Consider the following 22,818-nt stretch of genomic DNA (forward strand, 5'->3'; position numbering starts at 1 on the left):
TCACTCACCATTTGGATTGTGGAGATCAGTATGCTTCCAAAGAGTGCCGTAGCAAACTCTGGGAATCTGTTATGACAAGCCTATATTGAAGCTTTTCACATCATCATCTTTACTTTGATTTATACATTAACCAAATATTCGTTATATCTTCTATGAATCCTTTCGGGAACATTGAGACCAATTTCAGCTAATTTGGCTTGTATAGTTTTAAAGAATTTTAAACAATCTTGTTTTTTATTTTGTTCAATTAAGAATTCTAATAATAAAAACATATATTGCTCATTGAATTCATCCAATTCTAGCATCATTTGTAAACAATTGAGTTTTAGTAAGGGATTAATTGAGTTGGTGCTTGTGACATATTGTTCAAGTGCATGCAGTACACCCTGCTTTAACCGGAGTCTTATTTGAATAGCCCATAGGTATTCTTCCTCCACCAAATAATCTCCCTCATAGCAATTCATTAACTGTTGAATAGACTTTTCATCATGTTTTTCCCGTTCCAGCAATTGATTGAGCTCCTCATAATCACTTTCAATTTCAACATTTAATTGGTAGTGATTATTTACCAATTGAATCGGGTCTTGTATTCCCTTTTCTTTTAAAAGCTTTCTCAATTGATAAATAGAGGTATGTAAATTACTTGAGGCCTTTTCAAAGTCCAAGTTTATCCATAATTCTTCAGAGATGATGGCATTCGACATTGGTCCTTTTTGATTAAATAATAAGAATAAAAAAAGTTCGCGTACTTTCCTTGTACGCCATTTTACTACCTCTTGCTGAGTATCAAGAAGATAGAAACTGCCTAAAGTATGAGCGTATAAAAGGTTCTTTTTATTATTACGGGGCGCTTTAACTTGTAATTGCGATTTTTTCTTTGCCTTTGTTAGCGCTGTAATCAACCGTTTTTCATGTACAGGCTTTAATAAATAATCGGTTGCCTCTACTTCAAAAGCATCCACTGCGAACTGCGCATGTGCTGTCACAAAAATGATTTGTAAGGATGGGTATTTTTGTAACAGTTGTCTAGCTATTTGCATACCGTGCATATCGATCATTTCGATATCTAAAAAGACAAGTTCAATGGCCTCTTTCTCCAGAAAACGAAGGGCATCTACTGCATTTGTAAATGCCCCCTTGATTGTAACCTGGAATTGTGTCAGCCGTTTAATCATAATGCTTAATACATCGATTGCCATTTTTTCATCATCAACAATAATTATGTTCATGCTCGACCACCCTCTGGTAATAAAATGACAATAGTTGTTCCCTTTCCTTCCTCGCTATATAAACGTAAACTTGCATTTTTCATTAATTTGAATTTTTTTAATGGGTTCATAAACCCAATACGTGTGCTTTCTTCATGTATCAGCTTCTGAAGTTTTTCCTCGGGAATACCTACACCATTATCATAGATTTTAATTCGGACAAATTGCCCTTCCCGTTGAATACTTACCTCAATTGTACCGCCTGATTGTTTCTTAGAGATACCATGGAAAACAGCATTTTCAACTAATGGCTGAATGGATAGTGCTGGAATCATTAATTGAACGGATTCATCAATATCATATTTAATATTTAAACGATCAGCATAACGCATCTTTTCAATATATAAGTATGCCTTGACCAGTTCCATCTCTTCTTCAACAGAGACATAGCTATTTCGGTAATGGACATTAAGTTTGGCGCGGAAGTAGGTCGCCAGACAGTAGAGTGCTTCACGGGTGTTGTCCATATCCGTATAGCTTAATCCAATAATTGTATTCAGCGTGTTGTAGACAAAATGCGGTGTGACCTGTGAATACAAATAATTCATTTCTACTTCAATTGCATCAATTGAAGATTGACGGACGGCTAACAGAGATTCAATACGAATAAATAGTTCATCCATTAAAATAGGTTTTTGTAAGTAATCATTTGCACCAACTTTTAAAGATAACACTAAATCAGAATGCTTCATGATCGCTGTTAAGATAATAATCGGTAATTCCAGCATATCATATTGTTTTCGTACTCGCTTACATAGCTCATAACCTGACATTCCATTCATCATTAAATCTATTAACATACAATCTACCTGATTGGTTTTAATATAATCTACTGCATCGAAACCATTATCTACTGCAATTACAGTATATCCCTTAAGTCTTAGTGCCTCAGCTAAAGCCTTTATATTGACATGGTTATCGTCTACCACAAGTATTTTTTTATTATTTCCTTTATAGATGAGAGGCAATTGAAGCTGTAATTCTCTAGCTCTATGCCCAGTAATTGTAGATGATTGCTCAATGCTTATCTGTTCGTCAGTGGCCAGTGGCATTGTAAATGTAAATGTAGTACCTTCTCCTAATGTACTTGTAACATAAATCGCACCTTTTAACTTTTCGACAATATTTTTAGTAATACTTAATCCCAAACCGAGCCCTTCTTTTGTATGATGATTATTTCCTTGGTAAAAGGCATCAAAGATCCGATCAATCATGTGTGCCGGAATACCACAGCCTGTATCTCTTACTTGGATGACCATCTCATGTTGATGGACATAGGCTGTCACAGCAATTTCCCCAACTTCTGTATATTTAATAGCGTTGTGCAGCAAGTTGTATAGAACCTGCTTAAAACGTAATTCATCCGTGTATATATTCGGTAATTCCGAGTCCACTTCTGCAGTAACACTTACTTGATGACTCTTTGGCATCACACTGCGAACTTCCAACACGACTTCAGTAATAACAGAGAGTGGAACACTACGTGGGGCAACTCTTACTTCTCCGGTCATTTGATTTGAAGAGAACAACAAATCCTCTACTAAATGTCCTAAACGTTGAGTGACACTATGAATTAAAATGACTTGCTCCTGTTGAGCCCGTTTTAAGGGTCCCTGAGCTCCTTCCATTAAGGATTTCGATAAATTTAAAATACCGTTAAGGGGTGTGCGTAATTCATGCGAAGTATTCAGTAAAAATACATCCTTCATTTGATTATGTGCAAGCAATTCCTCTGATAGTGCCTGGACTTTCAAAATAGCCTGGTTCGCACGGAAATTTAATAATGAAGCAAACCCGAATAATATAAGTAAAAATAATGCAAATTCTGTGTAATCTATGGGAATCCCCATAATAAAGTTAAACATCAGTAAAATGCTATAACAACAAATCGCTGAAATCACAATTAGAACATAACGAACGCCTTCTAGACGTTGTATTGTTACTTTAATAAGAGCCCATAGATTATAGAATATGACTGGAGCCGTAACACAGATATAGGCTATTTTTCTCAGAAACAACTCCAAATCTGAAGAAGCCCTGTGATTTTGGGTAATCGGGTTATAAATACCATAAAAAACAATTACAATCCCTAGTAAAATCATAAGTAAATATATCGTTCTTCTTTTTTGTACTTGCGGGTACATCGAATAAATAAACAGTGTTAAAGCTATTAGCGCGATCGGAATAATACTGAGCTGTAAACGCAATTGATTGGCAGGTAAAATGTCAGGGAATAATAGGAAGAACACTTTTTGGTTAATAAATGACATATAAAGTCCTAATGAGATGGTAAAAAGACCAAAGAACAGTTCTTCTTTGCGTTTCCGATTCTGTAAAAATGTAAAGATATAGATGATTCCGAATACCACATGCCCAATACATACGAATGAATCTAAAAATACCTTCCAACGATATTGTTGCTGAATGGCTCCCATCGTCCCAAATTCAATAGGATAGACAATACCTGCCTGTGGGGAATTATAGTTGGATACTTGAATAATAATATCCAGCTCTTTATGTTCGCTACGAGCAAATACGGTATATTTATCATCATTTTCGGATCCAAATTCACTTAAAACAGTGCTTGTTTTCCCCCTCGCTCCTAGTTCCACATCATTTATAAACACACGATTTGCTTGACGAATATTCCGTATAAACAAACCGTAAAATCCCTCTGTCGGTACATGAATCCTAACATGATAGGTCCCAACTGAAATTCCTTCTTTATTGGGTTCTACGTACTCTTTCCAATGAAATGGTACATCAAGTGTAATTCGTTTATTCTGATAGCTATCCAGTTTTTCGGAAGATGCAATTAGGACGTTTGGGTAAAATTCCCAATCACCTTCCAACTTAACCGTCCTTTGTAACTGCTCCGTATCTATTTTTACAATTCCATCATGTACAATTTTGGGATGGTTACTGGTAAGATAATGCCAATTGCCAAGTGAAAAGACACTTACAAACAGCATGATAATACTCACAATGATTAGGATATTCCTTTTCATTATCATGCCTCCATATATGATTGAATTAATATGATGTTCTCATCATATTGTTAATGTTTTTTTCAATCAACTCCTTTTGGAATGTTATCATATTGCGCTTGAACAAAATCTGAACAACGGAGCCTATTCTTAAAGATTTATATTCATATCAAAAACACCCCGTCAAGGTAAGATCCTGGACGGGATGTTTTACTTTAGCTCATTTCATAGATACAGATATTATTTTAATTCTGCTGAAATGATTACATTTTGAGCTTCTGCATTGGCAGTAATAATTACGTTATTATTTTCAGCTGTAATAGCGTAATTCGGAAATGCATCTGTAAATGCCTCAGCAATGGCTGCAGCAAGCGTTGAATCCGTTGCTTCACTTGATAATGTAATTACTTTTTCAACTGGCGTTCCATCAATAGTGATTGCAATGGTTTGATTACGTGTAGTTGTTCCTTCCAACGCAATCACATCTGATACTGTAAATGATGCAATTTGTTGTGATCCTGGTGAAGGGATTAGACTTGGATTAATTACCTCAGCTTTATACGTAATTCCCGGATACATTATATTTCTTGTAAGGGCTGGGTCTGTTCCACTTGCTACCTTTTCAGTCACCGTTACAATTGTTTTTGGATTTCTTCCATCATCTACGGAAACATCAACATCATATTTTTCAGTTGCAGCTGGAGTTTCATTTTTTTTCATGACACCTCCACTTACCTGAGCAACATATATACCACCTACAGCAAATCCTTCTCCATTCGTAGTAAGGTTTATATTGACGGAAAACTGATAAGTCCCTTGTTGTGTTACCGTTATAGGTTCAGCACCATTTTGTGTATTATTTACAACAGACATTTTAAATGCCTCGATTGCACTTGGTACTGTTAATTCCACTACACTTTCATCTTTAGTATTATGGGCCGCATCCTCTAAGTTAGTAACCTTTACAGTTACTGTACCAGCTGCTGTAATATCAGCTGCTAAGGTTACAGTCAACGTCTTCTTATCTTCCGACCAAACTCCCGATTCCGGATCGATTTCTTGGTCACCAATGGATAATTGACTGAAAGTTACAGGTTCACTAAATGTCAGCTCAACATTCTCACCCACATTAGCTTTTCCATCGGTATTACCATCTACTAATGCTGCTGAAGTAATGGTTGGAACCTTATTTTCCTTAATCGTTACTTGGAAATTTTTCGTTTTCGTCATTCCATTGTGTGTAAGTGTGGCTGTTAATGTCACCACATCATCCGCATCGTCATTGCTGCTTCTAGTAACCGTTCCATCAGCATTGACTGTTGCACCATCAACGGTATCAGCAGTCCATGCAACTGAAACGCCATCTACATCCGTTGGTAAATTTAAAGCCTCGGTTACTTCCTGTAAGGTTGGATTATTGGCCTTAATTAGGCTTTCATCCATTTTTGCCCATGCATTATTAAGTGCTGCTAAATCTTCAGGTGCATACTCGTACGGAGCTTTTCTTTTTCCAGAAGCAGCAGCGTCTATATCAAACACAGTGGTATCCGAAACATTCAAATTGGTATAATTAACATTATTTCCAATCCCAAATCCATTCGCGGCTGGAGCTTTGACAACAATTTCACTTGCACCACTTGTTGTTAAACTAGAGCCATCTCCCAAGTTAATACCATATACGGTACCCGTGTACGAAGAATTTGCTTCAACATTTATTTTACTATCAGCGATATTTACAGTAGCATTTTTGGCCGTTTGAATAACTCTAGAACCACCGTTTGCACCATTTGATGAGATTGTAGAATTAATAATATCTATTGAAGCACCTTCTGCATCAGCTCGTATTCCATATGCGTAATAAGCGGGATTCTGGTTGTTATCGAATTTAAGTAGAATACTTGTATCTTTGATTGTTAGTTTTGCATTCGCATTTTTTAATATAAGCGCTGAAAACCCATAACCACCAGTACCCGCTTGGGCATCAACTGTTACATGATCAAATGTAACGTTTGCTGATCCACTAATATAAACGGGTCCACGATCTCCACTTTGTGCGGAATAACCACCTGTTACCTTTAGATTTTTCAATAAAACTTCATTCTGATTTGCTGTGACCCCCAAGCCACCCTTAAATTCCAATTTATTCTGACCGTCAATAATAACGGGGTTAGCTAAAGTGACCTTAGGATCTGAAACAAGAACTGAAATAGTACCTGTTACAGTGTCATCCACTGTTATTGTTTTTACCAAACCATTTTTCACAAAGTTATGATTAACACTATTTACTACTTCCGTACTGTCTTTTACACGTAAAACAGTCGAAGTGGTAACCTTAAGAGTTTCCCCATCTGCAAAAGTGATTTTTTGCAAATTACCGTTTTTTGTAACATTTACAGACTTGAGCGAAAATGAACCTGAAGCGATGGTACCTTGCGCGAGGTCTTCATCTGTGTATGAGATCTCCAAGCCTTCAACCGGTTCCCCATTCTGTGAGAAAGTAATCGAATTTTTTATTTTCCCAGCTGCTTCACTGACAACTGCGCCATTCTCCCAAATAAAGTCGCCTGTTAAATCATTTTGAACAATTTTATAAGCGAATGGTTCATGCTGCAATTTTACCGAATTGGTTATACTTTGCCCACCATTTGCATCTTTTACTGAGCCTTCCACTAGGGAAATCTCAGAGCCAACTTTAAAAACATTAGGGCTAGTAGTGTCTCCACCGATTGTCATTGTAAGACTTGTCCCATCTTCAGACCAAACAGCTTTTATATCATCACCCATGCCAAATACAAAATCTTTTCCAAAAAGCTCCAGATCAATATTATGATCCTCTGTGTTCCCACTATATCGAACAGGTTCACTAAATTTGAATGTAATTGTATCACCTGCTGAAGTATTTCCGTCTTTATCGATATCATTTAAAATTGCACTTACAAGGTATGGCTTTTTCGATTCTAACACTGTCGTTTCGATGGAAGCCTCCTTGATTGCATTTCCATTCGTTGCTGTAACCTTCAAAGTCACTTGGTCATTTTCATTATCCGCATCATCTTGCGTTACGTTTCCTGTTGAAAGATCAATGCTTGCGTTATGGTCGCCCACTTTTGTAGCTGAATCCCATTTAAAGCTTGTACCATTCGGTCCCACTGTAACTAAATCGAGTGGAGTAGATACCTTCTCTAAGCTTGGGTTTTCTTTTTTAATAAGTGAAGGGAGCAATGCCGTATCGACTACTAACTTTAATTCATCCCCTGTTAAAGGCTTCCCTTTTTCAGCAATCGCTTTTTTCACTGCTGTAGTTACATCTGTGATATTTTCCGGCTTAACACCCTTAATATCCATACCTTCGAACAGTTTTATCAAAACCTCTGCAGCCGGTGCTGGTGTTGCATTGATTTTATCTTGCATTACCTCTACAGGGCGTTTAATCGTATGTGTCATTTTACCATTAGCATCTACTGTTACGATAATTTGTGACTCTTTTAAGGAAGGTGCATCTTCTTTAATTGAAATAGTAGCTGTACCCGGACCTTTTGATGTGATGATGATTTCTCCATCCTTTAAGGTAGCGGTTGCGACTGTTTCATTATTTGATGTAATTGTTGTACCAATCATGCCTACAGCAAGTGGGTCTTCGTTGTCTGTATCTTCAATATTATTGGCTTTTAAAGTTTGAGAAACAAATGGATTCGGTACGCCCCCATTGTTTCCACCGTCAGTTGATCCGCCACCATTAGATCCACCACCAGTAAATCCGCCTCCACTCGAAGGTGCAGTCGGTGTTGTTGGAATGATCGGGGAGGTAGAGCGTTCTACCTGCCCTGTATTCGTCACATTTTTAATTGCTGACGATATACCTCCAGGGTATTGCACAGCTTCTTCAGGCTTTATATTTACTGGCTTAATTAGAGTATCAATTGTAGTGTCTTTTGGCACAATCAGTTGACTTCCGTATTGTTTCGTTTCTACTGTCGACAGTTGGGCTTTGTTTTCAAGCGTTACTTTTATTGGCGTGTCAATTGTTAGATTGTTTGTTTCAAGCTGTCCTTTGACGACTACGTTCTGATTCCCATTAAAATGGATTGAATTCATTTTACCGGCAACTTCGATACCCGATACATTATTACCAACCATAATAGATGGTGTAGCATTATTCGTGACAATTTCAGTGTTGTCACGATTCACAACAACTTCATCTACTGTCGTGTTCGTAAGCTTAATAACTGATTTTTGCTCACGTTTTGCATCCCCTTCAATGATCAATTTTCCGTTTAATGCAAGCCCATTTAATTCAATTTGCCTTTGGTCACCTTTTTTAATCGTAATATCACCAGTAATATTAGCATTTGCCAGATTAATATAATCGCCCGCAATGGTTATATTTGCTTCGACATTACCTCCTGCCAAATCTAATATTAACGGGTTATCCACCGTTCCTCCATTAGTCAATTCCAGGTTGCGAATACCGATGATTTTTGTGCCAATTTTGATAAAGTCTAAATTCGCCTCATTCAACGCTGCTAAATTTTTGGAATGAAGTAATGGCTGAAGCTCTTTTTTGATGTAAAATACCTGACCACCCATAGTCATTTTATTGCCGCTAATCTCAGAAATGATTTTCTCATCTGGTTGGCGGTTATCACGATAATCTGTTGTTTTCTCGGATCTTATTGTGAATGCTGCCATATCTCCACGAGTTAGTGTCGAAATTCCGCCGTATTTTAGGGCGGATTGTCCGGTTGTAATACCTAGATCATATAAGGTTTGAATATATGGAGCAGCCCAATTATTTTTTAATTGTGTATCCGTAAATGGTAAATTAATTTCTTTAGCAGGTTCTAAACCATAGCCATTGACAATAATTTTTGCCATTTGATTTCGTGTAATAGGTGAGTTCGGTTTAAATGTCCCATCCTGGAAGCCATCGATAACACCTGCTTCTTTTAATGCTTCTATGTATGGGTATGCCCAGTCACTCGTTGAAACATCTTTAAACGTAGGATTAAAAGATTTATTAACATTTAATCCTAGATTGAGTGCTAGAATTTTAGAAGCTTCTGCTCGTGTTAACAGTCCTCCTGGCTTGAATGAACCATCTTTATAACCACTAACAAAACCACGCTCAAATAGTTCATTCACATATTCATAGTAATCCGAAGCAACTTTGATATCTGTAAAAGTTTCCCCATTCTCACTCGCTTTTATATAGTCCGGTGCCACAACGGTAAGTGCGCTTGTTGCTATCGTTGTAGCAAGTGCTATTTTGAAAAGTTTGTCATATAATACGGTGTTTTTATTCATCCTACTACTTCCTCCTCATGATTTAATTTCAGTTTGATAGATATGTCCTTAATTTAACGAAGTGCATCTGAACAAAATCTGAACAAAATCTAATTAAGACGCTATGCCCGATGGAGGCAAAGAAGCGTTACATCGCTTGTAGATGCTTTCCCGTGGGACGTTCATCATAAAGAAGTGAGAGGTACTCTTGGCTATTCCGTGACCGCACTGTATAGCATTCTTGGCGACGGCACAACGTGGGCGATCGAGATGGCACGTATACATTTTGATCGAATTGAACACCTGCGAATCCACGAGTGTAACAAAGAAGGCCACCCCTGGGGGTGGCCTTGTGTTGGTTTTTCGTAAGAAGCTCGTTTCATTGATCGTGAATGGGAGATCTTTTCGCAACGCTGTATTAATCACTCTCATGTGAGGCGTCTTTGAAAAAAACACCATCCCGCAGTTGGTCTACAAATCCCTGCAACCACTCATAATACTGCTCGGCATGCTGAAGTTTATGCAAATCCCGCAAAGCGTCTTCCCGTTCCTCCGGCAGCGTTGTTCTGGCGAGAATAATCTCCGATAACTCCGGAATGACCTCGCCAAGGCTTTCCTGCATCACGTCAATTTCCCGTTGAAGCTTGGCCCCGAAGAAGTTCTGAAATGTACGGAAAAAGTTGGTTTCAGCCAGATACTGATCCTGGCGTTCCCGTTTTTCCTCCAATTTATAGATCATCTGGGATTCGGTAAGAGAACGTACTGCATAACTCATATTACTCTTGCTCATGTTCATGGATGTTTTCATCTCTTCCAGCGTCATAGGGCGATCTTCAAAATACATAATGCCATACAGTTGACCAAATGAATGATTGACTCCGTAAAGATCCATCGTATTTGCAATCGCACCAATTACCTTTTTCCTCAGCTCAGGCCGATAGGACAACGAAGAATGGTTCTGATCCTCGGCAGCGTCATTTCCCACAATCTCACCTCTAGTATATGGATGGGATTCCCTGTTTTCATTTCACATTTTACATGACTTGCTCCAATTTTAACATAAGCCGGAATTAGAATTTTCAATACGAGTGTACAATCAATTTTGTACAGAATAAATATAAAGCTGATTATACTCAAAAATTCCCAATCATTAAAGAAAAATTGGACAGTAAGGAGTGGGGGATTTGCGTTTAAAACTATGGAGGGAGTCTGAGGCGGTTCTATTCACGCTGCCAGCTCTAATCCCATTGCTGATCTTCTGGCTGGGACCTCTGGGATATATCGTTTATCTCAGTTTCACCGATTGGGACTTCATGAGCCCGGATAAGCTGTTCGTTGGTTTGGACAATTACAGTTATCTGCTGACAAACTCTGAATTCTATCGTTCATTGAAAGTAACCTTGTTATTCGGACTTGGAAGTGTAATCCCAACCATTGTGGGCGGATTGGCACTTGCGATGCTCATGAATAGCAAGATCAAATCATCAGGCATCTTCCGGACATTACTCTTCTCACCTTGGGTCACCCCGACAGTTGCGGTGTCCATTGCGTGGTCCTGGATCTTTGAACCCGAAGTGGGACTCGCTAATCTGATGCTGGGCTGGGTTGGCGTATCTCCGATCGGATGGTTGCGTGACGCGGACTGGGCACTGGTTGCCGTTCTGATCGTCACACTCTGGAAGTCGATCGGGTGGGCGATGGTATTTTATCTCGTTGCGCTACGAAATCTACCGTCCGATCTGCTCGAAGCAGCTTCAATCGATGGAGCCAACGGTTGGGACAAGTTCAGAAGTATCACACTGCCGCTGATCTCACCAACGACATTTTTTCTCTCGATTATTCTTACTATCCAGTCCTTGCAAGCCTATGACCAGATTAATGTCATGACGCAGGGTGGACCAGCGGGATCAACGAGAACGTTGCTGTATATGTATTACCAGTCTGCCTTCGAATCCTTTAACGTAGGTGAAGCTTCGTCCATCGCCGTTGTGATTATTCTGATCTGCGTGTTGCTGTCGGGAGTATCCTTCCTGCTTGGCAGACGTCTGGTGCACTACTAATGACAATGACATTGCCTACCAAAAAGTCAAAACGGATGAAGCGCAAGGAGTTGCAGAATGTGTCACAACCGAATTTTAAAATAAGTAAATTAATCCGCTACCTTCTGTTAGCCGTTATCGCGCTGGGTACAGCCTTTCCCTTCTATTGGATGGTCATTAGCGGGTTTAAAACCAATGATGAGATCTGGCAGTTTCCGCCGACCTTCTGGCCAGAGACGTTCCTGTGGAGCAACTACGTGGATGCCTGGAATGCGGCACCATTTGCCCGTTACATCCTGAACAGTACCGGGGTGGCCTTAGCCATCTGTCTATTTCAGATCGTCAACTCCAGTATGATGGCGTACGCCCTGACACATATGAAATTCCGTCTCAAAGGTGTACTGACATCCCTGATTCTGGTGGGTTATATGATACCGAGTACGGCCGTGTATCTGCCTAGTTACCTGGTGCTTAGTGAGCTTAACTTGCTGGATTCCTACACAGGCTTAATTGTATCCAACTGTGTCAGCGTGTTCTCGATCTTTCTGATCCGGCAGGCGTTCATGCAGGTATCTCATGAATTGGTGGAAGCCGGACAGCTGGACGGTGCTTCTCATTTTCGGATTCTCTGGACGATTATCACACCGCTTGTACGCTCAAGCTTCGCTGTGATGGTTCTGATTACGTTCATTGAACAGTACAACAACTATTTCTGGCCTATGCTCATCACCAAAGACCCTGATTTACAGCTGGTATCAGCGGGTCTGCGCAGCTTCTTTGTAGAAGGCGGAGCATATGGACTGGCTTGGCCACAGATTATGGCTGCGAGTGCCTTCACCATCGCACCCCTACTTATTCTCTTCCTGTTCACCCAGAAGACGATCATGCAGAGTGTGAATATTACGGCTGGTGTGAACAAGAACTGAGATTAACTACCTTACTATATAAATTGAAATAAACATTTACACAAAACGAAGAGGACAGAAATAATCTGAAGAAGCGAAGCGCTCGCCTTTATCCCCGGATTTTACCTTTATAAAAAGGAATCAAAAAAATCTGGGGATAACAGCGATCGGAAGGTTGTTCTGTCATTGGAGTGGCTAGTGTAAATATTGTTTAGTTCAATTTATGCAAACTACCATTTCATCTAAAACGGGAGGAACAACAATGAATTGGAGTCAGGCAAGCATGACATGGAAAAAGAGATTGAGGTTGAACTGGAAGGGTGGCATGTCGCTGGTACTTGCGACCAGCTTTGCACTGCTGACCGCTTGTGGAACACAAGCACCCACAGAATCAGGCACGACGGCTGCTGCCAGTGGAACCGAAGCTCAGGCGAAAGATCCGGTGGAGATTGAATTCTGGTATGGTCTGGGTGGTAATCTGGGCGATAACATGAAAAAGACAATTGATGCGTTCAACGCCTCCCAGAACGAAGTCGTTGTAAAAGGGATTGTACAAGCAGATTACACGGAAACGGAACAGAAGCTGCAAGCAGCAATTGCTTCCAAGAAGGTTCCAGCCGCTGTACTCAGCTCCAATATAGACTGGGCACGCAAAGGATATTACGCACCCATGGATGAGATGATTGCCGCTGATCCGAATTTTAAGAAAGACGATTTCATTCAGACATTCCTGAACCAGGGACAGGTGGATGGAAAGCAATACTTTTTGCCAATGTACGGTACAACCCAGATCATGTATTACCGCATGGATACGTTCAAGGAGAACGGAATCGACCCAGCGAGTCTGACGACATGGGAGAAGCTGGCTGAGGCGGCTGCGAAGATGAGCAAACAAGAAAATGGCAAGACCACCTTCTATGGTTGGGAACCGATGTGGGGTAGAGACAATATGATCGATGCCGTGCTGGGTAAGGGCGGACAGATTCTTAGCGACGATGGCAAAACCGTCATGATCGACTCTCCGGAATGGATCGAGACATGGGACATGTTCCGTAAATGGATCAACGAAGACAAGATTATGGGTATTCACTATGGAGGTCAGGGCTGGGAGTACTGGTACAAAACGATTGATGATGTGATGAAAAATAAAGCAGCAGGTTATACCGGATCTAGCGGTGACCAAGGGGACTTGGACTTTAGCGTAGTCGCTGCCATGCAACAACCAGGCTGGGAAGGTGTTGGTGAAGGAAAACCGGTAGCCAGTGCCATTTCGGCAGGTATTCCGTCAGCTGCAACTCCTGAACAACAACAGGCAGCTTACAAGTGGCTTACGTATTTCTCTGAGACTTCGAACACAGCTTCATGGTCCATGAACACCGGATATATCGCAGTTCGTCAATCGGCTCAACAAGATCCAGAGTTCATGAAATTCAGTGAGGAAAATCCACAGGTCACTGTACCACTGCAACAGGCAGCTCACGCTTCGGCTCCATTCCAGGATCCAACGGGTGGCAAGATCAATGATGCATTGAAAGATGCAGCTGATCAGGTTCAGATCAATAATATGCCAGCAGAACAAGCGCTGAAGGAAGCGAAAGAGAAAGCGCAGAAGGAACTGGATCGTGTAGCAAAATAATAATCGTATACAGGCATGTGAATTAAGCGAAAAGGGCGGTACATGCTGTACCGTCCTTTTCGTTCATACAAGATCGCAGACAAGGAGTTTAGCCAATGCAAGATGAGACGTATGTGGACGGATTACCGAATCCGATTGAAGCCGTTTTGTTTGACAAGGACGGGACATTGCTTGATTTTACAGGTATGTGGGGATTCTGGACCGATTGTGTGTTGAACGACTTCAGAGATCAGTTGGCAATCCGAGGACTGCGTATCAACACAGAGGAACTTCCGCAGATCTGGGGTACATTCCACGATGAACAAGGCCGAATGAATGGGTATGACGTGCGAGGGCCGCTTGCGATGGGAACCATGGATGAAGTGTATGCCGTGCTGACGTGGCATGGATATCGTGCGGGCCTCAGCTGGGCGCAATCCAAGATTATGGTTCGGGGATGCTTGGCGCGAGCGGAGGAAGAGATGGAGCAGCATCGTCCAGCACGTCCGTTACCGGGAGTTCAAGCATTCCTGGAACAGTGCCGTAGCGAAGGCGTGGTTATGGGTGTAGTGACGGCAGATGATACACCAAGTGCAATTAAACATTTGCAGTGGATGGGACTAGAATCCTTTTTTGACGTGGTGATTGGTACGGATCTGGTGGAGCGGGGCAAACCTTTTCCCGATATGCTTCTGCTTGCCTGTGAACGGTTGGGTGTATCTGTGCAGCATACGGTGGTCATTGGAGATACGGATGGAGATATGGAGATGGCACGAACCGCTGGTGCGGGGTACAGGATTGGCATTGGAGAACCGGGAAAAATCCGCTTGGCGGATAGAACGATTCAATCGTTCCATGAATTGCTGAATGGTGGGCTTGGCCGATGACGAACAGTCACGCTTACTTGGGCTGGGTTCTGTTGGCTCTGGCCATCGGACTGGAGCTGAGTGCTACTATTTTGCTAAAAGTATCGGATGGATTCTCACGGTTATGGCCTTCGATTATGATGTTTGTTTGTTATGGCGCAAGCTTTACGTTCCTCAATTTTGCAGTGAAGTATATGCCGCTGGCTGTAGCTTATGCGATCTGGTCTGGCGTGGGCATTACACTCATTGGCGTCGTAGGGCATTACTATTTCGGTGAACGTCTGCGGCTCACGTCGATGGTCTGGATCGGTTTTATTCTGATTGGCATTATTGGACTGAAATGGAGTGATTCTTGATGGAAAATGAACATACACCTGAGCAACCTCTTACTACCTTCCAAGTCATTACAGATACGCATGTACGGGACGAGGCAGACCACATTCATAACCGACATCTGGAGCAAGCATTAGCCGATATAGCTACATTCAGTCAGGGAAGCAGTGGGATTATGCATGTGGGCGATGTGACGGATCGAGGTCTGCCGAGCGAGTACCGTGAGTTGCAACGTATATGGAAGCAACATGCGGAGCACTTGCCGGATATCCGGTACACGGTAGGTAATCATGATATTGGAGCCGTGGTATGGCAAGATCCGCCGATCATTTTGCTTGAGTTGAAAGAGGATGAAGTAGCCGACATGTTGGAGCAGGAAGCAGATATGGAGCTGGTCACAAAACAAACCGCTGCTGAATCAGCTGCACTGATTGAGCAGTTATCGGGCGGAACCTATACGTTGTCTGCTGCACCTACGGAGCAGGAGGGCCAGGATGGGGGAGCGATCTCTTCAGGAGTTGACCCCATTACAGTTTCCGGGTTATGGCAGCGTCGATTAAGTGATTTTGAAGGGACAACCGGCATGAGGGGCTCTTACCACGACCATTGGATTGATGGGTATCATTATATTTTCCTGGGCACCGAGCAACCTCATCCGAAGGATTGCGATATGTCGGCTGAACAATTGGCGTGGCTGGATGCCAAATTGTCTGAGCATGCAACACCGAATCAACCGATCTTTCTCTTCTTACACCAGCCGCTTATGGATACGGTGGCAGGATCGATGAAGGAACAAGGCTGGTATGGTGTGAATCAGGATGCAGAACTCAAGGCCGTTCTAGCCAAATACCCGCAAGCGATCCTGTTCTCGGGTCACACCCATTGGCAGCTGGAGGCACAGCATACGATGTACGATGGTGCAGGCCAGATGCCAACCATGTTCAATGCGTCGTCTGTAGGTTATCTCTGGACGGATCAGGATGAACATCTGGAGGGCAGTGAAGGACTTCATGTGGAGGTTTATAAGGATCGAGTGGTTGTGAAGGGACGGAACTTTGTTACGGGTGAATGGATCGAGGGTGCTGCGTTTACGGTGCATTATCCTGTAGAAGGTTAGTTATTAGGATAGTCAACGGGAAGGGGTCATTCTAAGGGTCAATATCATTAAGATAAGTTAGATTTGATGATACTGCTCAAAGGGTGGCCTTTTTGGTGTCCATCTTAAAGGTATGTATCAGATCATCCACCCCATAAAGTTCCACGTGAAACGTAGTAGGGGCATATAATACTGGGTAAAGTTGTAAATGGGTGTTCGTACAAACTATACTCAAATAAGTACACATTAACTTATTAATCGTTAGTCTAACCTATTCATGGAGAGGAAGTAGAGGCGGCATATGAAAGAACTTCAAGTTGCAACGAAGTACGGTACAGTTCAAGGCGAGCTTTTGCATGGTGCAAGCGTATGGAAGGGCATTCCCTACGCGAAACCCCCAGTAGGTGAATTACGTTTCCAGGCTCCGATACAACCCGAGTCATGGGATGGAATCAGACAGGCCACTCAATTTGGACCTGAGAATATACAACCTCGAAATCATCAACCAGAAGGCCTGACAGAACTTCCGAATGAGTCAGAAGATAGTCTATATCTGAACATCTGGGCGCCTAAGGAAAAAAGCGCGGAACCACTGCCGGTCATGGTATGGATTCACGGCGGCTCTTTCGTATCAGGTTCAGGTAGCCAGCCTATGTATGATGGTACGCAGTTAGCGGTTCGGGGTGAGGTCATCGTTGTGACAATCAACTACCGACTCGGACCTTTGGGTTTCCTTCACATGGCCCCATTGGATGATTCATTTGTATCCAATGCAGGTCTGCTGGATCAGGTTGCGGCGTTACAATGGGTGAAGGACAATATCTCTGCTTTTGGTGGTAACCCGGACCAGGTTACGGTGTTCGGCGAATCAGCAGGCAGCATGAGTATTGCGGCGTTGATGGCGATGCCAGCGGCCAAAGGACACTTCCATCGTGCCATTATGGAGAGCGGTGCTTCACAATTCATGCCGGCAGAGCAAGCTTCAGCTATGCGGGAAGGGATACTGAAGATTCTTGGCGTGGACCGGGATAATCTGCAGAAGCTAAGTACAATCCCTGTAGAACAGATTATTGCAGCTGCTGAAACGGCCAAACAGCAGAGCGGAGCGGGCATGGCATTATTCTTCCAACCTGTATTGGATGGGGAGATACTTCCACAGGTTCCACTGCAGGCGGTGAGCGAAGGATCAGCACAGGACATCCCGGTGCTGATTGGTACAACATTGCACGAGGGTGCACTGTTCATCCAGCCGCATGTACCGTATTCAAAAGAAATCGATATGGTTCAGGGCGTAGACTTTATGACACCAGATCTGCAGAACCGGGTATCCATCGCGGACAGTTATCCGAAAACGGCTGATGGACAAGCTCAAGTTATGACCGATATGTTCTTCTGGCGGTCATCGCTGCAATATGCTGCGGCACAGCAGAAGTATGCCCCCGTGTGGATGTATCGATTTGATTGGGTCATGCCGGAACATCCCCTGTTGAAAAGAGCAATTCACAGCATCGAAATGTTCTTTGTGTTCAATACACTGCATGTCCTTAAATTCATGAATGCGGAGCCCGACGAAGCTGCGTCGGTACTTGCTCTCAAGGTACAGGATGCATGGATTTCCTTTGCCAAGAATGGCAAACCTGAGGTTGCAGGTGTGAACTGGCCTGAATATGAGCAGGATCGTGCGACACTAATCTTCAACCATGAGATTGAGGTTGTACATGATCCGGATTCAGCCAAGCGAGAGCTGTTAGGGTTATAATCCAGGCTGGTTATTGTGTATGGATACTCTAAATAGTTGCAATGAGCAAATTAAAAAGAGGACGTTCATTCTGAGAATGAACGTCCTCTTTAGGTGATCCGGCTGAATAGTAAGCAGAACGTAAGCGCTAATTAGAGGGATATTATGCCTTCATTATGCCTTGTTAACTCCAAACATTATTTACGAGAAGCACGTGTGCGGGACACCTCATCGAAGTAGAAGGAACGTTTTCCACGGGAGAAGAGTACGGTCAAGACATGAACACAAAGCACGGCGTAGACTAACATATAGATACCGAATGTCCCCAAGGAGATCCACATTTGATAAGGCTGAAGCATAACATCCTGATGACCTGAAAAGGCATATTCGTTGACCAAGCGAATGATCGTAACTAGCAGCCATGGAACATAGAGTGCGGCAAATCTTTTGAATAATGATTCACTGGTAGGTGTGCCGGTCTGACGATCCACATAGCGGAATCGCAAGATAGCCGAGCCTGGAGTTACCCCATTTCGCACCCAAGGTATGAAGAACAGCACAATGACCATAGCAATGGATGTACTTAGCGCATCACTGATCACATCAGACGCTGTAAAGATGGAGATTAGATTCGAAAGGAAGACAACAACGACTCCATCAATAATTAACGCGAGCAATTGAGGCATAACATACACCTGGTTTTCCTCCACGATCTGTTCGCTCTTCGCCTGAATGCTTGCACGTGATGGGAATAAAGCAAGCAGGATGGGCGCTGTGAAGAATCCAATGACTGCTCCCGAAGTATTCAATAACAGATCATCCACATCGAACAGGCGGTAAGGACAATTATAATACCCGTAAAATCCGGTGATTTGAGTGATCTCGAAGAATAAGGAAAGCCCGAATCCACCAACCAGGGCGTACTTCCAGAATGATCTCTTTTGAAAAAAATAACGGATATATACACCCAGCGGCATGAGAAGCAGGACGTTAAATAGAACTTGCAGAAAAGCTCTGCCCTGAATCATACTGAGATAGCTGGAAGGCTGAGACCATACAATGGGTGTTTCCTTCATGATGTCTTTGACAAAAGTGAATGCAACCAGATTGTAGTAGATCGTGTCAGCAGCTTGCTGTGCACAGGTATCTCGCGTAGTCGGAAACGGGAGAATGACGAGGCAATAGGCGGCCAGAATATAAAAGATAAACGAAAAGCTGATGCCAAACCGTGACCAGCTGAAGAAACCGTCTTTACGATATCCGTAGATCAACCATGGCACCAGCAAGAACATGGCGGCAACGACAAAGATAAAAAAAGCCGTTTGCACAGGAAAAACATATGAGGACATGAGCAGGAACTCCTTTGGTTTTAAATATAATAACAGTTCATAGAGACATTAAAATTCATGTATGTGTAGTGCGTATCTATTAGTTACATCATAAGCAGTTACCCTTAAAGTGAGGGAGGCATGAACCTTAAATTTGGTTTAAATCCATCCATGCAGTGACCTAGCGTATGGAATATACCGTCGATATCCCGTATACTTGCGGGAAAGCCAATCGTAGAATGGAGAGTTTAATACATATGTCTAATTTGCCTAACTGCCCGAAATGTAATTCGGAGTACACGTACGAGGATGGTAACCTGTTGGTTTGCCCGGAGTGTGCGCATGAATGGTCTTTGGAAGCAGACAATGAGAATGCAGAGGATGCAAAAGTAATCCGTGATGCCAACGGAAATGTGTTAAGTGATGGCGATACCGTTACCGTCATTAAAGATCTGAAGGTAAAAGGTAGCTCACTCGTGGTTAAACAGGGCACGAAGGTGAAGAATATTCGCCTAATTGATGGGGATCATGATATTGATTGCAAGATCGACAGCTTGGGTGCAATGAAGTTGAAGTCTGAGTTTGTGAAAAAGATATAAGTTCGAGAAACGTTCAGTTCCGTATTCAATGGGAATTGAACGTTTTTTGTTTGACAGGAAATATTTGGTAGATATATACTGGTTGGAATTTAATTTTGAACATGGTTAGGTGGTCTACATATTAGAAAAGGCAGGTGTCAGAGCGATGAAGAGAGATCACATTATTAAATATTATTCAGGGTTTGATGAATGGGGCAGACTGGAGCGGGAACCAATTGAATTCATCATTAACATGCATTACATCAGGGGACATCTCCCCACTGCTGGTTGTATTCTGGATAATGGCGCAGGACCAGGAAAGTATGCCATGGAGCTTGCGAAATTGGGGTACCAGGTCACTTTATCGGATCTGACACCTTCCTCGGTGGATACTGCGAGGCAAAAGGCTGAGGAGTTTAGTTTGACACAGCAATTCGATGGATTCCATGTTCTCGATGCGACTTCGCTCTCCGGTATGGCTGACGAGACTTATGATGCGTCCCTCATGCTGGGGCCGTTATATCATCTGCAGACAGACGAAGAGCGCACGGCTGCTGTACGGGAGTTGTACCGTGTAACCAAGCGAGGGGGCGTGGTGTTTGTAGCCATGCAGAGCCGAATGCGCATGAGTATCAATTCGCTGCAATCCCCGCAGCACTGGAAACCGAATGATAACATGGATGCCATTCGTTCTTTTGTGGAAAAGGGTATATTCGATCATCAGGATCAAGGACGATTTACGGGAGCATACTATTTTAATATTCAGGACGTTAAACCCTTCATGGAACAACATGGATTTGAAACCGTGGATTTGATCGGTTCATCCAGCCTTAGAGCGATGCTTACGGACGAGCAGCTACAACACTGGCAAGAACGCGGCGAGTATGATGAACTCATGCACTATATGATTGAAGCCGCCAAAGACCCTTCCATATTGGGTGTCTCGTCGCACCTGCTGTACATTGGGAGAAAGAAATAATAGATTTACAGGCAATGCTCTAAAAAATTTATGTGATTTAGAATATCAGCTCAAGGAATGCTGTTTGCACATGATATAATATTTCTATCAAATGGTCTGGAGGTGTCACTATGCAATGGAAGGAAGTTCAGGAGCGATTCCCAAATGAATGGGTCGTTTTTGAGGCAACCAAGGCGCATTCAAGAGAAGGCCAGCGTTATATTGAAGAGATGGCTGTTATTGATTCATTTGATGATTCTACAAAGGCACTAAAACGTTATGGTGAATTGCATCAGGAAGATCCCAGACGGGAATACTGCTTTTTTCACACTTCACGTCCAGAAGTTGTGGCAAGAGAACGATATGTTGGCATGAGAGGTCTCTGATGAAACTTTCAGATGGAACACGATTAATAATTTTCAGATTGAAATAGGAAATATGGATTATGGTCTAGAGATTGACGGAATTCTGGGATTTAATTTTATGAAACAGACTGGTGTTGTAATTAATGCCAACCTGATGGAACTAAGTATAGATAAGCCATAATTTATAGAAAATAAACATAAATGTGCCCTCTGGAAACAGAGGGTACTTGTGTTTTTTATCAAAATAGTTCAATATTAAGATACATAACAAAAGGTGATCTACTTACAATAGGTAAGATGAACAACGGATCGCTTCATACCAGGGAGGAACAGACAATGGAAATCGGAATTAGTACATTTGTGGAGACGAATCCGGATGTAAAAACAGGAGAACTTATCAGTCATGCGCAGCGCATTCGCGATGTTGTTGAAGAGATTGTTTTGGCAGATCAGGTGGGTCTGGATGTATATGGCGTGGGAGAACATCATCGTGCTGACTATGCGGCTTCATCACCAGCAGTCATTCTGGCGGCCGCAGCTTCACAGACCAAGAATATTCGCTTGACGAGTGCAGTAACGGTGCTTTCATCGCATGATCCGGTTCGGGTCTATCAGGATTTTGCTACACTGGACGGCATTTCGAACGGGCGTGCAGAGATTATGGCAGGGCGGGGATCATTTATCGAATCGTTCCCACTATTCGGCTATGATCTGAACGACTACGATGAGTTATTCGACGAGAAACTGGATTTGCTGCTCAAGCTGCGTGATTCGGAAAAAGTAACCTGGGAAGGCAAACACCGCCCTTCCTTTAATAATCTGGGCATCTACCCGCGCCCGGTACAGGAGAAACTTCCGGTATGGATTGGCAGTGGCGGTAATCAGGAATCCGTCGTTCGTGCAGGATTGCTCGGTTTGCCACTGGTGCTTGCCATTATTGGTGGCCGTCCGGTACAATTTGCACCACTGGTGGAACTGTACAAGAAAGCAGCTGCACATGCGGGACATGATGCTTCCAAACTGACCGTTGCTTCTCACTCTCACGGCTTCATTGCCGATACAACAGACGAAGCTGTGGAGAAATTCTTCCCGCCAGCGCAAGCGGTCATGAACATACTGGGTCGTGAACGTGGATGGGGACACTACAGCCGTGCAACATTTGATGCAGCGCGTAGCCTGGAGGGTGCATTGTATGTAGGTGACGTGGAGACCGTAGCTCAGAAAATTATTTACCTGCGCAAAGAAGTTGGGATCACACGCTTCATGTTGCACACCCCCCTCGGCACCATGCCGCACAACGAGGTTATGAGAGCAATCGAACTGCTGGGTAAAGAAGTCGCTCCAATTGTGCGCAAAGAAATTGCACGTTGGGAAGCTGAGAACCAAGAGGCACGTTAATCGACTGAAACCGTTACGGAACTAGATAAAGTCAACCGAAAAAAGGAGCATGCCCAAGGCG

At 42.7% G+C, this 22,818-nt stretch carries 16 protein-coding genes; 11 read left to right on the plus strand and 5 right to left on the minus strand.

Translation table 11 applies throughout. The features are described 5' to 3' along the window. Positions 1-119: 119 nt before the first annotated feature. The 4 genes from ACE04G_RS04075 to ACE04G_RS04090 all read right to left on the minus strand — a co-directional run bounded on the left by ACE04G_RS04075 (position 120) and on the right by ACE04G_RS04090 (position 10,523). Positions 120-1,229, minus strand: coding sequence for a response regulator (locus ACE04G_RS04075; RefSeq protein ID WP_449003641.1), 1,110 nt, complete (start codon positions 1,227-1,229; stop codon positions 120-122). Then, the gene (locus ACE04G_RS04080) at positions 1,226-4,276 is read right to left on the minus strand and encodes an ATP-binding protein (RefSeq protein WP_449003642.1); all 3,051 of its coding nucleotides are present in this window, start codon (positions 4,274-4,276) and stop codon (positions 1,226-1,228) included. Before ACE04G_RS04080 ends, ACE04G_RS04075 begins: the two co-directional genes overlap by 4 nt. A 219-nt stretch (positions 4,277-4,495) precedes the next feature. After that, a complete protein-coding gene (locus ACE04G_RS04085; RefSeq protein ID WP_449003643.1) occupies positions 4,496-9,559 on the minus strand; it encodes an S-layer homology domain-containing protein in 5,064 nt (1,687 codons plus the stop codon). Between the two features lie 397 nt (positions 9,560-9,956). After that, positions 9,957-10,523 carry a GbsR/MarR family transcriptional regulator gene (locus tag ACE04G_RS04090; RefSeq protein WP_449003644.1) on the minus strand — a complete coding sequence of 189 codons (567 nt, stop codon included), beginning with the start codon at positions 10,521-10,523 and terminating at the stop codon, positions 9,957-9,959. 199 nt (positions 10,524-10,722) lie between these two features. Here ACE04G_RS04090 and ACE04G_RS04095 point away from each other — a divergent pair, with 199 nt between their 5' ends. The 7 genes from ACE04G_RS04095 (at position 10,723) to ACE04G_RS04125 (ending at position 18,151) form a co-directional block, all read left to right on the plus strand. After that, positions 10,723-11,598 (plus strand): carbohydrate ABC transporter permease, encoded by an 876-nt coding sequence (locus ACE04G_RS04095; protein WP_036671737.1) that lies wholly within the window; start codon positions 10,723-10,725, stop codon positions 11,596-11,598. A gap of 59 nt (positions 11,599-11,657) precedes the next feature. Continuing rightward, entirely contained in the window at positions 11,658-12,503 is an 846-nt protein-coding gene (locus ACE04G_RS04100; RefSeq protein ID WP_235599520.1) for a carbohydrate ABC transporter permease, read from the plus strand. A 241-nt stretch (positions 12,504-12,744) separates the two neighbouring features. Next, positions 12,745-14,118, plus strand: a complete 1,374-nt coding sequence (locus tag ACE04G_RS04105) for an ABC transporter substrate-binding protein (RefSeq protein ID WP_449003645.1) — start codon at positions 12,745-12,747, stop codon at positions 14,116-14,118. A gap of 95 nt (positions 14,119-14,213) precedes the next feature. Further along, positions 14,214-14,984 carry an HAD family hydrolase gene (locus ACE04G_RS04110; protein WP_449003646.1) on the plus strand — a complete coding sequence of 257 codons (771 nt, stop codon included), beginning with the start codon at positions 14,214-14,216 and terminating at the stop codon, positions 14,982-14,984. Then, entirely contained in the window at positions 14,981-15,319 is a 339-nt protein-coding gene (locus ACE04G_RS04115) for a DMT family transporter (protein ID WP_062836644.1), read from the plus strand. The genes ACE04G_RS04110 and ACE04G_RS04115 overlap by 4 nt, the downstream gene beginning before the upstream one ends. Further along, on the plus strand, positions 15,319-16,413 hold the full coding sequence (locus ACE04G_RS04120; protein WP_221820058.1) for a metallophosphoesterase family protein: 1,095 nt from the start codon (positions 15,319-15,321) through the stop codon (positions 16,411-16,413). Before ACE04G_RS04115 ends, ACE04G_RS04120 begins: the two co-directional genes overlap by 1 nt. 280 nt (positions 16,414-16,693) lie before the next feature. Further along, positions 16,694-18,151: a carboxylesterase/lipase family protein gene (locus ACE04G_RS04125; RefSeq protein ID WP_449003647.1), complete on the plus strand. Its 1,458-nt coding sequence runs from the start codon at positions 16,694-16,696 to the stop codon at positions 18,149-18,151. Between the two features lie 176 nt (positions 18,152-18,327). Here the strand turns inward: ACE04G_RS04125 and ACE04G_RS04130 are convergent, their stop codons facing one another. Then, positions 18,328-19,479, minus strand: a complete 1,152-nt coding sequence (locus tag ACE04G_RS04130; RefSeq protein WP_221820056.1) for a VanZ family protein — start codon at positions 19,477-19,479, stop codon at positions 18,328-18,330. 236 nt (positions 19,480-19,715) lie between these two features. Between ACE04G_RS04130 and ACE04G_RS04135 the strand changes: the two genes are divergently transcribed. From ACE04G_RS04135 to ACE04G_RS04150, 4 genes are all read left to right on the plus strand, one after another. After that, positions 19,716-20,057: a zinc ribbon domain-containing protein YjdM gene (locus ACE04G_RS04135; RefSeq protein WP_169482263.1), complete on the plus strand. Its 342-nt coding sequence runs from the start codon at positions 19,716-19,718 to the stop codon at positions 20,055-20,057. Positions 20,058-20,202: 145 nt separating this feature from the next. Then, positions 20,203-21,015 (plus strand): class I SAM-dependent methyltransferase, encoded by an 813-nt coding sequence (locus tag ACE04G_RS04140; protein ID WP_449003710.1) that lies wholly within the window; start codon positions 20,203-20,205, stop codon positions 21,013-21,015. A gap of 110 nt (positions 21,016-21,125) precedes the next feature. Continuing rightward, a complete protein-coding gene (locus ACE04G_RS04145) occupies positions 21,126-21,380 on the plus strand; it encodes a hypothetical protein (protein WP_340028072.1) in 255 nt (84 codons plus the stop codon). Between the two features lie 315 nt (positions 21,381-21,695). Then, positions 21,696-22,757, plus strand: coding sequence for an LLM class flavin-dependent oxidoreductase (locus tag ACE04G_RS04150; protein ID WP_091035571.1), 1,062 nt, complete (start codon positions 21,696-21,698; stop codon positions 22,755-22,757). The last annotated feature ends 61 nt before the right edge of the window (positions 22,758-22,818 follow it).

The sequence above is a fragment of the Paenibacillus sp. AGC31 genome (genome assembly GCF_057334655.1).

Coding starts and splice junctions, on each gene's coding strand:
- ACE04G_RS04130 (WP_221820056.1), bottom strand. CDS start 19,479: ATGTCCTCATATGTTTTTCCTGTGCAAACGGCTTTTTTTATCTTTGTC.
- ACE04G_RS04085 (WP_449003643.1), bottom strand. CDS start 9,559: ATGAATAAAAACACCGTATTATATGACAAACTTTTCAAAATAGCACTT.
- ACE04G_RS04075 (WP_449003641.1), bottom strand. CDS start 1,229: ATGAACATAATTATTGTTGATGATGAAAAAATGGCAATCGATGTATTA.
- ACE04G_RS04105 (WP_449003645.1), top strand. CDS start 12,745: ATGAATTGGAGTCAGGCAAGCATGACATGGAAAAAGAGATTGAGGTTG.
- ACE04G_RS04145 (WP_340028072.1), top strand. CDS start 21,126: ATGCAATGGAAGGAAGTTCAGGAGCGATTCCCAAATGAATGGGTCGTT.
- ACE04G_RS04150 (WP_091035571.1), top strand. CDS start 21,696: ATGGAAATCGGAATTAGTACATTTGTGGAGACGAATCCGGATGTAAAA.
- ACE04G_RS04115 (WP_062836644.1), top strand. CDS start 14,981: ATGACGAACAGTCACGCTTACTTGGGCTGGGTTCTGTTGGCTCTGGCC.
- ACE04G_RS04135 (WP_169482263.1), top strand. CDS start 19,716: ATGTCTAATTTGCCTAACTGCCCGAAATGTAATTCGGAGTACACGTAC.
- ACE04G_RS04080 (WP_449003642.1), bottom strand. CDS start 4,276: ATGAAAAGGAATATCCTAATCATTGTGAGTATTATCATGCTGTTTGTA.
- ACE04G_RS04140 (WP_449003710.1), top strand. CDS start 20,203: ATGAAGAGAGATCACATTATTAAATATTATTCAGGGTTTGATGAATGG.
- ACE04G_RS04110 (WP_449003646.1), top strand. CDS start 14,214: ATGCAAGATGAGACGTATGTGGACGGATTACCGAATCCGATTGAAGCC.
- ACE04G_RS04125 (WP_449003647.1), top strand. CDS start 16,694: ATGAAAGAACTTCAAGTTGCAACGAAGTACGGTACAGTTCAAGGCGAG.
- ACE04G_RS04120 (WP_221820058.1), top strand. CDS start 15,319: ATGGAAAATGAACATACACCTGAGCAACCTCTTACTACCTTCCAAGTC.